General features: G+C 60.8%; 18 protein-coding genes and 1 tRNA gene. 12 read left to right on the forward strand and 7 right to left on the reverse strand.

Annotation, left to right across the window (positions count from 1 at the left end; all coding sequences use genetic code 11):
* Positions 1–15 precede the first annotated feature (15 nt).
* Positions 16–849: a 4-hydroxy-tetrahydrodipicolinate reductase gene (dapB, locus tag CHB75_RS18960; RefSeq protein ID WP_089273411.1), complete on the reverse strand. Its 834-nt coding sequence runs from the start codon at positions 847–849 to the stop codon at positions 16–18.
* A gap of 89 nt (positions 850–938) precedes the next feature.
* Here dapB and rbfA point away from each other — a divergent pair, with 89 nt between their 5' ends.
* The 5 genes from rbfA (at position 939) to CHB75_RS18985 (ending at position 5,525) form a co-directional block, all read left to right on the forward strand.
* A complete protein-coding gene (gene rbfA, locus CHB75_RS18965; protein ID WP_089273439.1) occupies positions 939–1,334 on the forward strand; it encodes a 30S ribosome-binding factor RbfA in 396 nt (131 codons plus the stop codon).
* A gap of 6 nt (positions 1,335–1,340) precedes the next feature.
* Complete coding sequence (locus tag CHB75_RS18970; protein WP_089273413.1) at positions 1,341–2,090, forward strand: phosphodiester glycosidase family protein; 750 nt, start codon at positions 1,341–1,343, stop codon at positions 2,088–2,090.
* A 109-nt stretch (positions 2,091–2,199) separates the two neighbouring features.
* Positions 2,200–3,117 carry a hypothetical protein gene (locus CHB75_RS18975; RefSeq protein ID WP_089273415.1) on the forward strand — a complete coding sequence of 306 codons (918 nt, stop codon included), beginning with the start codon at positions 2,200–2,202 and terminating at the stop codon, positions 3,115–3,117.
* 301 nt (positions 3,118–3,418) lie between these two features.
* Positions 3,419–4,765, forward strand: coding sequence for a TldD/PmbA family protein (locus CHB75_RS18980; RefSeq protein WP_089273417.1), 1,347 nt, complete (start codon positions 3,419–3,421; stop codon positions 4,763–4,765).
* Positions 4,752–5,525 (forward strand): inositol monophosphatase family protein, encoded by a 774-nt coding sequence (locus tag CHB75_RS18985; RefSeq protein WP_089273419.1) that lies wholly within the window; start codon positions 4,752–4,754, stop codon positions 5,523–5,525. The genes CHB75_RS18980 and CHB75_RS18985 overlap by 14 nt, the downstream gene beginning before the upstream one ends.
* 59 nt (positions 5,526–5,584) lie before the next feature.
* On the opposite strand, the gene carB is transcribed toward CHB75_RS18985, so the two are convergent.
* The gene (carB, locus tag CHB75_RS18990) at positions 5,585–8,917 is read right to left on the reverse strand and encodes a carbamoyl-phosphate synthase large subunit (RefSeq protein ID WP_089273421.1); all 3,333 of its coding nucleotides are present in this window, start codon (positions 8,915–8,917) and stop codon (positions 5,585–5,587) included.
* Positions 8,918–9,166: 249 nt separating this feature from the next.
* On the opposite strand from carB, the gene aspS reads away from it, so the two are divergent.
* Positions 9,167–11,098, forward strand: a complete 1,932-nt coding sequence (gene aspS, locus CHB75_RS18995) for an aspartate--tRNA ligase (protein ID WP_089273423.1) — start codon at positions 9,167–9,169, stop codon at positions 11,096–11,098.
* A 136-nt stretch (positions 11,099–11,234) separates the two neighbouring features.
* Here aspS and CHB75_RS19000 read toward each other — a convergent pair whose 3' ends face one another.
* Positions 11,235–11,951: a response regulator gene (locus CHB75_RS19000; protein ID WP_089273441.1), complete on the reverse strand. Its 717-nt coding sequence runs from the start codon at positions 11,949–11,951 to the stop codon at positions 11,235–11,237.
* Between the two features lie 135 nt (positions 11,952–12,086).
* Between CHB75_RS19000 and mce the strand changes: the two genes are divergently transcribed.
* Both mce and CHB75_RS19010 read left to right on the forward strand, forming a co-directional pair.
* Entirely contained in the window at positions 12,087–12,491 is a 405-nt protein-coding gene (gene mce / locus CHB75_RS19005) for a methylmalonyl-CoA epimerase (protein ID WP_089273425.1), read from the forward strand.
* Positions 12,492–12,534: 43 nt separating this feature from the next.
* A complete protein-coding gene (locus CHB75_RS19010; RefSeq protein WP_089273427.1) occupies positions 12,535–12,831 on the forward strand; it encodes a DUF1467 family protein in 297 nt (98 codons plus the stop codon).
* Here CHB75_RS19010 and CHB75_RS19015 read toward each other — a convergent pair.
* On the reverse strand, positions 12,785–13,486 hold the full coding sequence (locus tag CHB75_RS19015; RefSeq protein ID WP_089273429.1) for an EI24 domain-containing protein: 702 nt from the start codon (positions 13,484–13,486) through the stop codon (positions 12,785–12,787). The two genes, CHB75_RS19010 and CHB75_RS19015, sit on opposite strands and share 47 nt — an antisense overlap.
* Positions 13,483–14,061 (reverse strand): nitroreductase family protein, encoded by a 579-nt coding sequence (locus CHB75_RS19020; RefSeq protein ID WP_089273431.1) that lies wholly within the window; start codon positions 14,059–14,061, stop codon positions 13,483–13,485. The genes CHB75_RS19015 and CHB75_RS19020 overlap by 4 nt, the downstream gene beginning before the upstream one ends.
* 109 nt (positions 14,062–14,170) lie before the next feature.
* On the opposite strand from CHB75_RS19020, the gene CHB75_RS19025 reads away from it, so the two are divergent.
* A complete protein-coding gene (locus CHB75_RS19025; RefSeq protein ID WP_089273433.1) occupies positions 14,171–14,425 on the forward strand; it encodes a DUF167 domain-containing protein in 255 nt (84 codons plus the stop codon).
* A gap of 18 nt (positions 14,426–14,443) precedes the next feature.
* Here the strand turns inward: CHB75_RS19025 and CHB75_RS19030 are convergent, their stop codons facing one another.
* A complete protein-coding gene (locus tag CHB75_RS19030; RefSeq protein WP_089273435.1) occupies positions 14,444–14,674 on the reverse strand; it encodes a hypothetical protein in 231 nt (76 codons plus the stop codon).
* Between the two features lie 220 nt (positions 14,675–14,894).
* On the opposite strand from CHB75_RS19030, the gene CHB75_RS19035 reads away from it, so the two are divergent.
* Positions 14,895–15,626: a M48 family metallopeptidase gene (locus CHB75_RS19035; RefSeq protein ID WP_089273436.1), complete on the forward strand. Its 732-nt coding sequence runs from the start codon at positions 14,895–14,897 to the stop codon at positions 15,624–15,626.
* A 36-nt stretch (positions 15,627–15,662) separates the two neighbouring features.
* On the opposite strand, the gene CHB75_RS19040 is transcribed toward CHB75_RS19035, so the two are convergent.
* Complete coding sequence (locus CHB75_RS19040) at positions 15,663–16,649, reverse strand: complex I NDUFA9 subunit family protein (RefSeq protein ID WP_089273437.1); 987 nt, start codon at positions 16,647–16,649, stop codon at positions 15,663–15,665.
* Between the two features lie 137 nt (positions 16,650–16,786).
* On the opposite strand from CHB75_RS19040, the gene CHB75_RS19045 reads away from it, so the two are divergent.
* Together CHB75_RS19045 and CHB75_RS21775 are read left to right on the forward strand one after the other, a co-directional pair.
* Positions 16,787–16,872 (forward strand) — tRNA-Leu (locus CHB75_RS19045).
* Between the two features lie 201 nt (positions 16,873–17,073).
* A complete protein-coding gene (locus CHB75_RS21775; RefSeq protein ID WP_176439206.1) occupies positions 17,074–17,250 on the forward strand; it encodes a hypothetical protein in 177 nt (58 codons plus the stop codon).
* Positions 17,251–17,571 lie beyond the last annotated feature (321 nt).

A 17,571-nucleotide genomic window follows, 5' to 3' on the forward strand; every position in this document is an offset into this window, starting at 1 on the left:
TGACGTTGAGGCTTCTCAGTCCTCGCCCAGCCCCAGAACGTCCAGCATGTCATACTCGCCGGGTGCCTTGTCCTGCCCCCAGAGCGCCGCCCGCAGCGCGCCCCGCGCGAACAATGCGCGATCGCTGGCCACATGGCGCAGGATGATCCGCTCTCCGGGGCCCGCGAACATCACGTCATGTTCACCCACGATGTCCCCGCCGCGCAGCGCGGCAAATCCGATGTCGCCCCGCTTGCGCGCGCCGGTGATTCCGTCGCGTCCCCGGTCCGACACATCCGCAAGGCGCACGCCGCGCCCCTCGGCTGCAGCCTCGCCCAGCATCAGCGCCGTGCCTGACGGCGCGTCGATCTTCTGATTGTGGTGTGCCTCGATGATTTCGATGTCCCAGTCCTCGTCCAACGCCGCTGCGACCTTTTTCGTCAGCAGCGTCAGAAGGTTGACCCCAAGACTCATGTTTCCCGCACGCACCACGACCGCATGGCGCGCCGCAGCCTTGATATGCGCCAAATCACCCTCGGACAGCCCAGTGGTACCGATCACATGCACAGCCCGTGCCTGCGCCGCCAGTTCCGCAAAGGCCACCGTCGCCGCCGGTACGGTAAAGTCGATGACCGCCTGCGCCTTTGAAAAGGCCTCCAAAGCGTCATCGGTAACCGGTACGCCCAAAGGGGCACCGCCCATCGCCTCGCCCAGATCGCGACCGACCCAGTCGTGCCCTTCGCGCTCGACCCCGGCGACCAACCGCAGCTTGCCCTGCGCCACAATCTCGCGCACCAACATCTGGCCCATCCGGCCTGATACCCCTGTCACCACCACGCCGGGCAGTTCGCCCTCTGTCTGAGCACTCATCGCGCCGCCTCCGCACATTCCCGATTTGCATCTGCATAACCCGCCGTGCCCCGCTTGGCAAAGCCGGGCAGAGGCCTTAGATGGAAGTCATGGCAAAGAACAGACCCTCAGATTCCGCAGGACCCGGCCAGCGACAGCTGCGCGTCGGGGAACTCATCCGTCGCACCCTGTCGGACGTGCTGAACAGGGGCGATATCCACGACCCTGATCTCAACCGCATGTCCATCACCGTGGGCGAGGTACGCATGTCCAACGACCTCAAGGTCGCTACGATCTATGTGCTGCCACTGTTCGGGCAGGGCAAGGAAGAGGTCGTCGGTCTGCTGGCCCGCAACAAAGGCGAACTGCGCCGCGTCGTATCCAAAAGCCTCACCCTGAAATTTGCACCCGACCTGCGTTTCCGACTGGACGAGACATTTGACCGGATGGACGACACCCGCCGCCTGTTTGAGCAGGAAGACGTGCGTCGCGATCTGGACGACTGAACGGTCATGTGGCGCTGGCTCTTTCTGCTGCTCGGCGCTTTGGTTCTGGCCCTGAACACGCATCCCGCCCAGGCCGTGACTTGTACGGCGCAGGCGCATGACGGCAACGGTTATACGGTCTGCGCCGTCGACATGGCGCAAGAAGACCTACGGCTTTTCCTGAACGATACCAACGATGTACCCTTTGGACAGTTCGGTCAGGTGAACACCATGCTGCGCGCCAAGGGACAGCACCTGTCCTTTGCCATGAACGCCGGCATGTACCACGACGACCGGGCGCCGGTCGGCCATTATATCGAAAATGGCACCGAACGCATGCGCGTGATCAGCAATCCCGGACCGGGCAATTTCGGCCTGCTGCCCAATGGGGTTCTGTGCATCCGCAAGCACCGCGCAGATGTCTATGAAACCCTGCGCTATGTCGAGAAGAAGCCCGATTGCACCTTCGCCACCCAGTCGGGCCCGATGCTGGTGATCGACGGTCAACTGCATCCGCGCTTTCTGGTCGACAGCACCTCGCGCTATATCCGCAACGGCGTGGGCACCTCGGATGATGGCAGGACTGCCTATTTCGTGATCTCGGAAAATGCCGTGACCTTTCATGAATTCGGGCGATTCTTTCGCGACGCGCTGCAGGTGCCGCAGGCACTTTTCCTTGATGGCAACATCTCGCGACTCTATGCGCCACAGTTGGGGCGCGCGGATATTGGGCGCTGGATGGGCCCTATCGTCGGAGTCGTCGAAGACGGCGAATAAATTGACGTTCGGGAACGATTCTGTTGTCCGACACGTCCCCGATGTGTTTTCCTGAGCATCGAAGGCCGGGCAACGGCCAATCAATAACAATCTTCAGGGAGAAGCGAATTTGGAACAGAAACTCATTGCAACAGGTCTGGGCGCACTCATCGTGGGCTATGTCCTCGGAACCTTCAGCGGGCCCAATCTTGATGACATTGGCGCGAAGGTCGAGACTTCATTCAGCGCCACCGGAGAAGCGCTCAGCGGCGGCGTAAGCAGCCTTGGCGACCAGATTACCGCTCTCACTGCACGGCTAGATTCGGTAGAGGCTAACGTTGCCTCGGCAGCCACCGCAGCTGCCGACACCACGGGACTTGATGCGCTTGGCGCGCGTCTTGACGCTTTGTCGGGCGAAATCGGTGACGGCCTTGCGAAGGCTCAGAGTGATATAGCGGGCAAGATATCCGATCTGGGAAGCAAGATCAGCAGTGCCGCCATGCCCGCGCCTGCCGCCACCGCCGTGCCGACCGCTGCGGCAACCGCGGCGGCTGCTCCCGCGGCAGCGCCTGCCGACAATGCCTCACCGCCACAGGGCCTCACGGCCGGCAATACCGCAGTCTTCGGCGATGGTGCCGTGCGCGCCTTCGTATCGAGGGTCGGTGACGGTACGGCCCGGATTTCGGTCAATGGCAATCTCACCAATCTGAGCGCGGGCGAAAGCATGACGGTCGGCGACTGTCTCCTGATGCTCAACTCGGTTGACCGGGGCCATGCCGACATCTCTGGTGCCTGCGGGTCCGACGTGCCGGCCGCAACCGGCTTTGGCCCGGGCGAAGCTGCCATGTTTGATGACGGCGCGACGCGGGTATTCATCTCTGGCGTGTCGGAAGACGGCAGCGCGGCGCGTATCGCGGTGAACGGTCTGGTTACGCAATCCGTCGCCAAGGGCGAAAGCGTGTCCGTGGGCGGCGACAGCAACTGCTCAGTCGTGGTCGAAGGCATCGACCGGGGCCACGTCCAGTTGGGCTACATCTGCGGTTCTTGACTCTTCGATCGCTCCGCCGGGTTGTTCCGGCGGGGCTTGTCGATGCCTTTAGCGCCAGCCAAGCTGGGCAGCGACTGAACCAAACGCTTTATGCCGCCAAACTCATTCAACATTCCGAACGCAGTGACGTAGCCAAAGCGCCAGGCCGCTAAGCGGGCAATTTTTGCCCGGTACTCCTGCGTGGCCTGAGAGGGGCTCGGCACAGATTCCAGATCTGCATCTCAATACCAGCCCACCCTTGCGCCAGAGGCCCTCTGGCCCTAGGTCAGATAAACCCGCAAACAGACCCCCGAGGCCCCCAATGCCCCACGACTTGCCCGCCCTGACCCAGGCCCTTCTCTCTGCCGCACGCGCGGCTGGGGCCGATGCGGCAGATGCCGTGGCCATAGACGGGACCGCCCTGTCCATCGACGTGCGCGGCGGAAAACTGGAACATGCCGAACGCTCTGAGGGCACCGACATCGGCCTGCGAGTTCTTATCGGGCAGCGTTCCGCATCGGTCTCCACCTCTGACCTGCGCCCCGCCGCGATGGAAACGATGGCCGCCCGCTGCGTCGCCATGGCGCGCGAAGCACCCGAAGACCCTTATATCGGCCTTGCCGATCCCTCCCAGCTTGCCCGCGACTGGGACCTCACCGCACTCGAACTCTATGACGCGACGCCCGAACCCTCTCCTGCCGAGCTTGAGGAAGGCGCCCGCCGCGCCGAAGCCGCCGCGCGATCTGTGGAAGGGATCACGCAGATCGACTCCGCCTCGGCCGGATATGGCGCGCGCAACATCCACCTGGCCGCCACCAACGGTTTCACCGGCGGATACAGCATCACCTCACGCTCGACCTCCTGCGTGGCGATCGCGGGCGCGGGCATGGGAATGGAGCGGGATTACGACGGCGATTCCCGCATTTTTCAGGCCGATCTGCGCACGCCCGAAGACATCGGCACCTCAGCTGCCAACCGCACGCTCGAACGCATGAACCCGAGCAAGCCCAAGACCGGAGCCTATCCGGTGCTGTTTGACGAACGCGTGTCGTCATCCCTGATCGGTCACTTTCTGTCGGCGATCAACGGTGCGGCCGTGGCGCGGGGCGCGTCCTGGCTGCGCTCTGCCATGGGTGAACAGGTCCTGCCATCGGGCCTGAACCTGACTGAAGATCCCCACCGCCCGCGCGCCATGGCATCGCGTCCCTTTGACGGCGAAGGGCTGCCCACGCGTCGGCGCAACATCGTCGAAGACGGCGTCTTGCAGGGTTGGACCCTCGACCTAGCCGCCAGCCGCAAGCTCGGGCTGGAGCCAACCGGGAACGGCGCGCGCGCCGCCTCGGGCGGTATCACCCCGTCCAACTGGAACATCGCGCTCACTCAGGGGGCGCATACTCGTGACGACCTGATCCGTGACATGGGCACCGGCCTGCTTGTCACTTCGATGATCGGATCGACCATCAACCCCAATACCGGCGACTATTCCCGCGGTGCAGCGGGTTTCTGGGTTGAAAATGGCGAAATCGCCTATCCGGTTTCCGGCGTCACCATCGCCGGCAATCTGCGCGATCTGCTAAAGACGATCCAGCCGGCCAATGACGCCCGCACCTGGTTGTCGCGCGTCGTGCCATCACTTCTGGTTCAGGGACTCACCCTTGCCGGCGAATGATCTGACCCTTCTCACCGACGCCGCCCGCGCCGCCGCCGAAACCGCCACACGCTATATCGGCGGCAACCTGAACGTGACGCAAAAACCAGACGACAGTCCCGTCACCGCCGCCGACCTCGCGGTGAACGCAGTGCTGTCGGATATGCTCCGATCCGCGCGGCCTCACTACGGCTGGCTGTCCGAGGAATCTCCGGACGACGCTGCCCGCCTCGACAACGAACATACCTTCATCATCGACCCGATCGACGGCACCCGTTCTTTCATCGCGGGCGAAGACACCTGGGCACATTCCCTTGCCATCGCGCGCAACGGCCAGATCACCGCCGCCGTCGTCTATCTGCCGCTGAGGGATAAACTCTATTCCGCTGACCTCGGGCGTGGCTCCAGCCTCAACGGCAAACCCATCACCGTCGCGGCTCCCACCACGCTCAGCGATGCGCATATCCTGACCACCAAGCCGAACCTGGACCCGCACCACTGGCACGGCGATGTTCCTGATTTCCGGCGCAGCCACCGCCCGTCGCTCGCCTATCGCCTCAGCCTTGTGGCCGAAGGCGCTTATGATGCCATGTTTACCCTTCGGCCCAGCTGGGAATGGGACATCGCCGCCGGTGCCCTGATCCTGACCGAGGCCGGCGCCCGCGTCAGCGACAAGACCGGCGCCGATCTGCGGTTTAACAATCCGCACCCGCAGGTGAACGGCGTGGTGGCCGGCGCCGAAGCCGTGTGGGCAGAGGTTCTGTCCGGCCTGCGCAGCTAAAGCATGCAATTGCTCTGCCTTCGTCCCGCACCTCGTACGGGACGAAGGCAGAGCGCCTCTCAGCCCTGAAGGGGCTTTACGACCAGTTCGCCTTCGGTCCGGGACTTCATCGCCAGAGCTGCGGCATGAGCTCCGGCCGCGGTCGTGAAGTACGGGATCTTGTCATAAAGCGCGACCGAGCGGATTTCGCGGGAATCTTCCACTGCGGCGGCGCCTTCGGTCGTGTTCAGCACCAGATCGATGCCTGCATCCTTCATCAGGTCCACCACGTTGGGACGGCCCTCATAGACCTTCTTGATCAACTCGCAGGCAATCCCCTGTTCCTTGACGAACTTTGCCGTGCCCGAGGTCGCGACGATGCGGAAACCGAGATCGGATAGGATTTGCGCGCATTCGGCCATCTGGGGCGTCTTGTCGTCATCGCGGATCGACAGAAAGACAGTGCCGCCTTCGGGAAGCATCGTTCCGGCACCCATCTGCGCCTTGAGGAAGGCGCGCGGGAACGAACGGTCCCAACCCATGACTTCACCGGTCGAACGCATTTCCGGGCCGAGGATCGTATCGACACCGGGGAAGCGGGCGAAGGGCAGGACCGCCTCTTTGACCGAGAACCAAGGCATGTTCGGATCGGCCAGCGTCATCGGATCGGCCAAGGGCAGGACCGAGTCATAATCCGTGTCCGCCGGGTATGCCGGACGCAGAGGGAAGTTGGAAAGAGGTTCACCTGCCATGATGCGCGCAGCGATGGACGCGATGGCAGAGTCCGTCGCCTTGGCCACAAAGGGAACGGTACGTGAGGCGCGCGGGTTGACCTCGATCAGGAAAATCTCTCCGTCCTTGACGGCGAACTGGACGTTCATAAGGCCAACGACGTTGAGGCCAAGGGCCAGCGCCTTTGTCTGGACCACGATCTCTTCGATGATGGCCGGATCAAGCGAATAGGGCGGTAGCGAGCAGGCGGAGTCGCCGGAATGCACACCAGCCTCTTCGATATGCTGCATGATGCCCGCGACATGGACATCCTTGCCGTCACACAGGGCATCCACATCCAGTTCCACGGCACCAGAGAGATAGCTGTCGAGCAGGACAGGGCTGTCCCCCGAGACGATGACCGCGTCTTTGATGTAACGTTCAAGCTGCGCGGTATCGCGGACGATCTCCATCGCGCGGCCGCCAAGAACGTAGGAGGGGCGGATCACCAGCGGGTAGCCAATGCTGTCGGCAATCGCCATCGCCTGAGCGTCGGTCGACGCAATGCCGTTATGGGGCTGCTTCAGGCCAAGCTGATTGACAAGCGCCTGGAACCGCTCGCGGTCCTCGGCAAGGTCGATCATGTCCGGCGAGGTGCCGAGGATCGGGATGCCTTCGGCCTCTAGCATATCGGCGAGCTTGAGCGGCGTCTGACCGCCGAACTGCACGATCACGCCATGCAGCGTGCCATTTTCCTGCTCGACCCGCAGGATTTCCATCACATGTTCAAAGGTCAGCGGTTCGAAATAGAGACGGTCCGAGGTGTCGTAGTCGGTCGACACTGTTTCGGGGTTGCAGTTGATCATGATGGTTTCATAGCCCGCGTCTGTCAGCGCAAAGCAGGCGTGGCAGCAGCAGTAGTCGAACTCGATCCCCTGCCCGATCCGGTTCGGACCACCACCAAGGATGACCACCTTTTTGCGATCCGACGGGCGCGCTTCGCATTCCACCTCGCCCATCATGGGCATTTCGTAGGTCGAATACATGTACGGCGTCTGCGCTTCGAATTCGGCGGCGCAGGTGTCGATACGTTTGAAGACAGCCGTGATGCCCATACCGATACGCTTCTGGCGGACGTCTTTTTCGCTGAACCCGGTTAGGATGGCGAGGCGGGCATCTGTGAAGCCCATGATCTTGAGCATGCGCAGCCCGTCTTCGTCCTGCGGCAGGCCGTTTGCGATCACTTCCGCCTCAACCTCGATGATCTCGCGGATACGGGCAAGGAACCAGGGGTCGAACATCGTAACGCCGTGGATGTCGTCGTCAGACAGGCCATGGCGCATGGCCTGCGCAATGACACGGATCCGGTCCGGAGTCTGTTTCGACAACGCCTTGATCACGGCCGACTTCTCCGGCGCGCCAGGGATTTCGATATCGTCAAACCCGGTCAGCCCGGTTTCCATCGAGGCAAGCGCCTTCTGGAAGGATTCGTGGAAGGTACGGCCGACCGCCATCGCCTCGCCCACCGATTTCATCGCGGTGGTAAGGTGCGGTTCGGAGCCCGGGAATTTCTCAAAGGCAAAGCGCGGGATCTTGGTCACAACATAGTCGATGGTCGGCTCAAAGCTCGCCGGAGTTACCTTGGTGATGTCGTTGTCCAACTCGTCGAGCGTGTAGCCGACGGCCAGTTTGGCTGCGATCTTGGCGATGGGGAAACCCGTCGCCTTCGACGCCAGAGCGGACGACCGGGACACGCGGGGGTTCATCTCGATCACCACCATGCGGCCATCGGCGGGGTTCACCGCCCACTGGACGTTCGATCCACCGGTCTCGACCCCGATCTCGCGCAGGACGGCGATGCTGCCGTTGCGCATGATCTGGTATTCTTTGTCCGTCAGAGTCAGCGCCGGGGCAACGGTGATCGAATCCCCGGTGTGAACGCCCATCGGATCGACGTTTTCGATGGCGCAGACGATGATCGCGTTGTCGGCCTTGTCGCGCACGACCTCCATCTCGAACTCTTTCCAGCCGAGCAGGGATTCATCGACAAGGATCTGGTTCACCGGTGAGGCATCCATACCCGTGCGGCAATAATATTCATAATCTTCGCGGTTATACGCCACGCCGCCACCGGTGCCGCCCAGCGTATAGGCCGGGCGGATGATTGCAGGCAGGCCGACATATTCCAGCGTTTCCAGCGCGAGCCGTACGCCTTCCTTCAGGTCCGCCTTGCCGTTGGGCAGCTTCGGGGCGGTCACGATGGTCGCCTTGGGGTTTTCAAGGCCAATGCGGTCCATCGCCTCACGGAACAGCTTGCGATCTTCGGCCATCTCAATCGCCGCGCGCTTGGCGCCGATCATCTCGACCCCGTATTTGGCCAGCACACCCATCTCTTCGAGCGCGAGAGATGTGTTCAGGCCAGTCTGCCCGCCCATTGTGGGCAGCAACGCGTCTGGCCGTTCCTTTTCGATGATCTTGGCGACCACTTCGGGCGTGATCGGCTCGATATAGGTGGCATCGGCCAGGCCGGGGTCGGTCATGATCGTCGCGGGGTTCGAGTTCACCAGGATGACGCGGTAACCTTCCTCGCGCAGCGCCTTGCAGGCCTGGGCACCGGAGTAGTCGAACTCGCAAGCCTGCCCGATCACGATTGGGCCAGCTCCGATGATCATGATGGATTTGATATCGGTACGTTTGGGCATGGCGGACCTCGTCTGAACGGCAGGGGGACACACCCCGCTGACTTGGCGCCGAGGTGCAAATTGTCGTGGGTTATAGACGTCGCGGGATTGCGCGCAACCCCATTGCGCCATGGAACGTACGATCCAGACACACCTTTGTTCGGGTCTGTACAGCGCCCGACAGGGGGAAAGGACAGCGCGAGCGGCTTGACTTTCGGCCCGTCACAGGATGTACCGCCCTAAACCGGTTTTCTAAGAGGAATAGTGCACATGCATGCCTATCGCACCCATACCTGCGCCGATCTTTCGGCTGCCAATGTTGGCGACACCGTCCGCCTTTCTGGTTGGGTGCATCGGGTCCGTGACCATGGTGGCATCCTGTTCATCGACCTGCGCGACCATTACGGCATCACCCAGGTGCTGTGCGACCCCGACAGCCCGGTCTTTGCCCAGGTCGAAAAAGTCCGCTCTGAATGGTGCATCCGCATCGACGGCGTGGTCAAGGCGCGCGACGCGTCGCTGGTGAACCCCAAGCTGCCCACCGGCGAAATCGAAGTCTTTGTGCGTGACATCGAAACCCTTGGGGCCGCAGACGAATTGCCGCTGATCGTGTTTGGCGATCAGGAATACCCCGAGGAAACGCGCCTGCGCTATCGCTACCTCGATCTGCGCCGCGAAGTGATGCAAAAGAACATGACGCTGCGCTCGGACGTTGTTGCCTCAATGCGCCGCCGGATGTGGGATCGGGGTTTCCGCGAATACCAGACGCCGATCATCACCGCATCGTCCCCCGAAGGCGCGCGCGACTTTCTTGTTCCGTCGCGTCTGCACCCGGGCAAATTCTATGCGCTTCCGCAGGCACCGCAGCAGTTCAAGCAGCTGATCATGGTCAGCGGCTTCGACAAGTATTTCCAGATCGCGCCCTGTTTCCGCGACGAAGACCCGCGCGCCGACCGCTCGCCCACGGATTTCTACCAGCTTGACCTCGAAATGTCCTTTGTCACCCAGCAGGATGTGTTTGATACGATCCAGCCGGTCATTGGCGGCGTGTTCGAAGAGTTCGGCAATGGTCGCAAGGTCGACCAGACGTGGGAGCAGATTTCCTACAAGGATGCCGCCCTCTGGTACGGCACTGACAAGCCCGACCTGCGCAACCCGATCAAGATGCAGATTGTCAGTGATCATTTTGCAGGCTCAGGCTTCGCGATTTTCGCCAAGCTGCTGGAGCAGGACGGAACGCAAATCCGCGCCATCCCCGCGCCGGGCGGTGGTTCACGCAAGTTCTGCGACCGCATGAACGCCTTTGCGCAAAAGGAAGGTCTGCCCGGCATGGGCTATATCTTCTGGCGCGACAAAGGTGATGTGCTGCGCGGCGAACTTGGCGACCTACTAACCGCAAAGATCAAAGCCGAGAAGAAAAAAGATGAAAGCCTAGTTGCGAAGATATCCTCCGAAGCGGATGCAAAGGCGGTTGAACTTGATCGGCTAGAGCAGGAGGCTAATCTGACAGCCGTTCGTCCTGTAGAGGCCGCCGGCCCGCTGGCCAAAAATATTGGCCACGAGCGGACCGAGGCGATCCGCCAGCAGTTGGGTCTGGGTGTCGGCGATGCGGCGTTCTTCTTGGGTGGCAAGCCCAAGCAGTTTGAATCGGTTGCCGGACGTGCGCGCACAGCCATTGGCGAAGAACTGGGTCTGACCGACAAGGACCGCTTTGCCTTTGCCTGGATCGTCGATTTCCCGATCTACGAAAAGGACGCGGAATCCGGCAAGATCGACTTTGAACACAACCCCTTCTCCATGCCGCAGGGCGGGATGGAGGCGCTGCTGGGTGATCCGCTCGAGGTGCTTGGCTTCCAGTATGACCTTGCCTGCAACGGATACGAACTGGTCAGCGGCGCGATCCGGAATCACCGCCCCGAGATCATGTTCAAGGCGTTTGAGATTGCCGGCTATGGCGAAGAAGAAGTGCGCAAGCGGTTCGGCGGCATGGTCAACGCCTTCCGCTTTGGCGCGCCGCCCCACGGTGGCTGTGCGGCAGGTATCGACCGGATCGTGATGCTGCTGGCGGATGAGGCGAACATCCGCGAGGTCATCATGTTCCCGATGAACCAGCGTGCCGAGGATGTGATGATGGGCGCACCCAGCGAGCCGACCCCGGACCAGCTGATGGAGCTGCGCCTGCGATCAATCCCGCAGGACTAAGGCACGGGCGTTTTGCCGAAGTATTAAAAATTGAAAAGGCGGGGCCAAAGAGGTCCCGCCTTTTTCCTTCTGAGACACTACGCAACGAAAAAATCTTTCATTACGCACTGCCACAGCGCCGGAGAGTACGTCAGCGTCAGATCGCCATGCGGTCCGCAAGCCGATCGTGCACCAGCCCGGTCACCCGCGCAAGACTTGCCCCGACAGAGCTACCATCCCCGCGCGAACGCACTAGCTCCTGGGCCGCAACACTAAGCGTTGCGTCGCCTGCGATCCGCGCTACGCCGGACAGGAACCGCCCAACGTATTCTAGCGATTCGCCATCAACATCGCCGCTCAAAATGTCGGCCGCATGAGCCATGTCATCACGAAAGGCGATGGGGTCAGGGTGGACCAATTCAGCTTGCACCTGACGCACCCCCTTGGGCCGCCTATCCTGTGGCATATGGTTCAGGATCATGTTTTGGAAGACAGTCAGATTGGCCATCGGCTTTTCCACAAAATCGTCAGCCCCCGCCGCTATGGCCACCGACTCTGCAAAGCCGTCACCACTGGTTGCGATGATCATTGCCACGCGCGGAACAGCCACCGACAGTTCCGCGATCAGGTCAGCCCCGGACCCATCGGGAAGCCCCATATCGATGATGATCACGGAAGGACGATAGACCTGAAGATGGCGGCGCGCAGACTGCAAACAATCCGCCCGCCGGATACGTGCGCCGCTGCGCAGGCACATCAGGCGGATGGCATCGCAGGCATACCGGCTATCCTCTACAACCAGAAGGGTCAGACCCAACAGCGGCCGCGAGGCCGTCGGTATACACATCCGGTCAAATTGCTCCAAATCATCCATGTCGGCCTCCATAAAGTTACCCGTTGACCATCGCGCAGCATAGCTAACGGCCCGTTAATGGGGCCGCGCATCTTGCGGCCCAAGCCCCCCCCGGGCCATAAGCCTCAGGATCATCGTCCAAAGGGAGTTTCATCCATGATCGGTCGCCTGAACCATGTTGCCATCGCCGTACCCGATCTGACGGCGGCCGCTGACCAGTATCGCAATGCGCTTGGCGCGAAGGTCGGTGCGCCCCAGGATGAACCTGATCACGGGGTCACTGTGATCTTTATCGAGCTGCCCAACACCAAGATCGAACTGCTCTATCCGCTGGGAGAAGACAGCCCCATCAATGGCTTCCTTGAGAAAAACCCTTCTGGCGGAATCCATCACATCTGCTACGAGGTCGACGATATCATGGCGGCCCGCGATCATCTTGTGTCAAGCGGTGCGCGGGTTCTGGGCAGCGGAGAACCGAAAATCGGCGCACACGGCAAACCGGTTCTGTTCCTGCACCCCAAGGATTTCAATGGGTGTCTGGTTGAGTTGGAACAGGTCTGAGACTGCGCTAAATCCGATCTAAATGGTTAAAGGACTCTCTCTCATGTCGATCATATCTGCCATCGTCCTGTTCGCTGTCCTGTGGTTCCTGACCTTTCTGGTGGTCATTCCGATTCGCCTGCAGACACAGGGCGATGTGGGGAAAGTCGTTCCCGGCACACACGCCGGATCCCCCGAGGTTCACAACCTTAAGAAAAAGGCGTGGATCACCACAGGCATTACTGCGGTCTTGTGGGCCATCATCGCGGGGATCATCCTGTCGGGCATGATCACCATCCGCGATCTCGACATATTCAATCGGATGGGGCCTGCTTCCACAATTGATGGAACAGATGGGTAAAGGTCGCAGCGCCCAGAATCGGGACCAAAAGGTTCATCAGCGGGATGGATAGCGGCATCGCCATCAGAACGCCCGCCGCCCAAATCGTCATCATGTGTTTGCGCCGCATCTGTTTGGCACCCTCGCGCCCGATCCGCCGCATGGCGACCAAGGTAAAATACTCCCGCCCCAGCAGAAATCCGTTCAGCGCCCAGAAAATCAACAGCGCCGCTGGGGCAAAGATCAAATAGAGCGCGACGGCCAACAGGTTTGCGCCGATCAGCACGCCCAGAAAATTGACCGTGTCCAGAGCCGAATCCCAGAACGGCACCCGCGCGACAGGCGGCAGGTGGGGATAATGCCGATCCTCGACCGCCTCTGCGACGTTTTCCAGAAACATCGAGGTTATGGCAGAGGCGACTGGCACCATCAGGAAGACCGACAGAAACAACATCAGGACGACCGACCCCCAGCTAAGCAGGTCATTGAGCCAGGTCACCTGACCCAGAAACGGCAGGGTCGCATCTTCGCCCACCAGCCAGTGGATCAGCCCCACGACCCCCGCATAAGCGCCGAACAACAGCGCCACGGTCAGGGCGATTCCCCGCAACAGCACTTGGCGAAAGCGGGGATCGTCGATTTGTCCGATGGCTGTGAAAAACGCCGTAAGGATCATTCGGTGACCCAGGTGGCGATGGCGTCCAGTGCAGGACGCGGTCGATCGGGCGGCGCAGAGGTTTCGGTACCAATGTGGATGTAACCCGCAACGCGTTCGTTTTCGGACAATCCCAGCGCCGCGCGGACAAAACCACGGTCGTGCCCAACCCAGCCCGACAGCCAGTTCGCCCCCCATCCGGCGGCCAGCGCGGCGTTCAGCAATGCCAGACAGACCGCACCGGCGGAATAGGTCTGCTCGATCAGGGGGACCTTGGGCGAATCGCGTCGAACCTCGATCACTGCCACGCAAAGATGCGAGTCGGCGAATTGCTTGCGGCCTTTTTCAATCTGCTCGGGATCCATCCCGACGGCGTTGCCGTGGCTGACCGCAAGGGCAGAAAGACGATCCAGCGCCCCGCGTTCCAGAACGATGAGTCGCCAAGGCTCCAGCTTGCCATGATCCGGCGTACGGGTTGCGGCGGTCAGAATCGGCTTCAGCGCGGCCCTGTCGGGTGCGGGCAGTGTCAGGGTCTTTGCCGGGCACGACCGCCGGGTAAGCAGGAATTCAAGCGCGGCGGGATTGGGGGTAGGCATGGCAGTCTCCTTGGCTTTGCTCTGTATGTCATGGCGATCCGGCTCAGGTTCAACTGCAAATCGCGCTTTGGGGGATGCAGAAGCCAAGCTGGCCGTGATAGCCGGAGACATGAGGAAAGGCGACCTAACCCATCTGGCAACGCCGGGCAGCACATTGTCCCTACGGGTAACGCCCAAAGCATCGGCCAATCGCGTGATCGAGGATGATGGCACCCTGCGCATCTACGTCACCGCAGTTCCGGCCGATGGCGCTGCGAATGACGCGGTGCAAAAACTTCTCGCAAAGGCCCTGGGAATAGCCAAGACCCGCCTCAGCCTGATTCAGGGCGCAACATCCCGCAACAAGGTCTTCCGAATCGACTGAGCTCTTAGGCGGAACGCCTCAGGGCTTGCGGGAATAGACCCCTTCAGGCAGCGATAGTGCCGCCGCGAGATCGTGCATTTGGGAAATGGACATGGTGACTTTTTGCACGCTATCGGTTCGGGGGTCGTATTGCTCGACTGTGATGCATTCCTCAAACGAGTTGACGATCACGTCCTCTTGCAAGGGCGCGTCCCCCTCGTCCACAAGGGTCACCACGGTGGCGTCAAAATCGTGCTCTATGCTGAACATACCCCGACTTTAGCCGCGCCGAACCACCTTGCCCAGCCTTTCCGGACCTCGATGCATGGCAAAAGGAAAAGGCTCCGGAATGTGATCATGAAACATGCCAGAAACCGGTTCGATATCCGCCAAACTCGCCTGACCTACCGGTCGCCGGCAGCTGAGTAAAATGTGACTGGCCCCCTGACCTGCCCGGCTTTACGCTGTCAGGACATAGTATGGAGCCAAAATGCGCCGGTTGATCCCCTTTATCCTTATTTCCCTCACGGCCTGTGGGGTCTCCCCAACTATTCAGCCCTTCCCCCAGCAGCAACCGGACCGAACGGAAACCCCTGCCTCTGCAGAGTCGCGTCGGCGGGCGGTGGACACCGCGCGCACCTTTGTGCAGGTGGTCCAAACCGTCGAACCAGTGGCGGAAAGAGAATGCCGCCGCATCGCACCCCGGATAAACTGTAATTTCCAGATTGAGGTGGATTCCCGCCCCGACCAACTGCCGAATGCCTTTCAGACCACATCGCCGAATGGTCGCCCCATCGTAGTCTTCAACACCGCGCTTATCGAATCGGTAGAAAACGCAGACGAATTGGCCTTTGTCATGGGGCATGAAACCGCGCATCACATCATGGGTCATCTGGAGCGCGTACAAATGAACGCCGCCGTCGGTGCGGTGATCTTTTCGGGCATTGCCGCAATGAGCGGCGCGAATGGGGAAAGCGTACGTACCGCCGAAGAATATGGCGCTGCGGTCGGGGCGCGGACGTTTTCCAAAGATTTCGAGCTTGAGGCCGACAGGCTGGGTACGATCATCACCATGCGCGCCGGGTTCAACGCGGTACGCGGTGCCGCATTTTTCACGCGGCTCCCCGACCCCGGCAACAGGTTCCTTGGGACACATCCGCCGAACCGTCAGCGTATAGAAATGGTCCGCAGCACAGCCGCAGCGCTTTCACCCGGGATCTGAACGGCCCCCCGCAGCAATCGCGCCGCAACGCGCGGTTCAGCGTGCGCGCAGATTCTTGGCCGAATTCTTGATCGCAGCATACTGGCCCGACGGGCGGTAGGGCCACAGATACTCTGGCAAAACAGATTCAAACGATGTCGGCGAAATCCCCAGTTCGCCGAAGCTCTTCGTCCCCTCTGACACGACGTTGTCGTGGCGCAAATTGCGCACCTGATCACGGGTGATCACGCCGTTGGACACAAGACCCAGCGTCATTGTTTCAAGCAGGTCGAATCCGAACCCCATCAGCCGCGCCACCGGGAAGGGTATGTTCAGCACCAGCTTGCGGCGCTGAATCACCTCCAACATCTTCTCCATCAGATCGCGGAACGTTCCGACATCCGGGCCGCCCAGTTCATAGACACCGGGCGCGGCTTCCCCTTTGATTCCCATGACAGCGGCCTTGGCGACATCATCCACATAGACCGGCTGGAACCGCGTTTCCGCCCCCACTACCGGAAGGATCGGGCCCATCCGTGACATCGCCGCAAAGCGGTTGAAAAAACCGTCTTCGGGGCCGAAAATGATCGACGGTCGCAGGATCACCGCGTTGGGGAAGGCTCCCAGAACGGCGGCCTCTCCCTCTCCCTTGGTGCGGGCATAGTCACTGTCCGACTCCGGATCGGCACCAATGGCCGAAATGTGCACAAGCTGGCCGACACCAGCTTCGGCAGCCAACCGGGCCACGCGTGCCGCGCCATCGGCCTGCACCGCGTCAAAGCTGTTCTTGCCGTTCCCCGAAAGGATGCCGACGCAATTGACCACCGCATCCGCGCCCGCCATGGCCTGAGCGACAGAAGCATCGTCACGAATATTGCAGAGCACCGGCTCCACCTGACCGACAACGCCATACGGACGAACAAACATCGCCTCGTTCGGACGCCGCACGGCAACACGCACGCGCCAACCTTCCTTAGCCATACGGCGGGCGATATAACGACCGACGAAACCGGATCCGCCGTAAATAGTGACGCGTTTGGACATCGATTTTCTCCATGCATGCTTGTTCCCTGCTTAGCGATACCACAAGAGTCAAACAAGATGCTGCATACCGCTCTTTTTCCTTCCGACCCCCGTTGACAGTGCTGTGCGCCCCCAGTAAACGACCGCTCACGACACCTGCCCAGGTGGCGGAATGGTAGACGCGCTGGCTTCAGGTGCCAGTGGCCGCAAGGCCGTGGAGGTTCGAGTCCTCTCCTGGGCACCAAAATCAAGCAAAAAATCCCGTATTCTCTTGTTTTTCGCAGTTTTTCGCTCCTATCATCTGGATTTTGCCCCACAACTTGCCCCGCAGCGAGGTACGTAGCTGGCGTCGATTGCGACGCGTCTCGATATGAACCAAACGCAAATTTTTGCATGATCCGAACGACCCAACCTCCCTCACAGCCCGAAAATATGAGGTTGGCCGATGGATGCGAGGATCGAAAAATTGGAGCGGAGCAAGCGAGTGTTGGCACGGATTATTCGTGAGCGCGATGACGGCATTCGCTATGTGCCTGTATTTAAGCGCCTGGAAGAAGAGTTGACGTCGCTTCTCGACATCGAAGATGACTATGACCGTATTCTGCGACAGTATCAGGTCTGAATACCATTATGAGCTTGGAACGCGAGCTGCTCAATCGGGCGTGCCTTCAATTTAATTTGGCGGAGTCGATCAGGTTGGCACGAATTGCGAAGATAACACTCAGATCGCGCCCGCTTCGACCAAAGGGCTTTCCAAATTCATACTAAGCCACTGGCCCAGAATGAAGTCCCAATGCACTTGGAGGAAAGGGCTTTCCAAATATAGCCCAGTAAATCGCTGATAGACAGTAAGCGCCGCGCCATCGCCCTCATTGTTTGAAGCTGCCGACTGTCTGAGATGCGCCCTGCATAGCAGGAGGTGTCTTATGGATCGTGATGTACA

Origin of the sequence: Puniceibacterium sediminis (assembly GCF_900188035.1) — a bacterium.
GTDB classification, from domain to species: domain Bacteria; phylum Pseudomonadota; class Alphaproteobacteria; order Rhodobacterales; family Rhodobacteraceae; genus Puniceibacterium; species Puniceibacterium sediminis.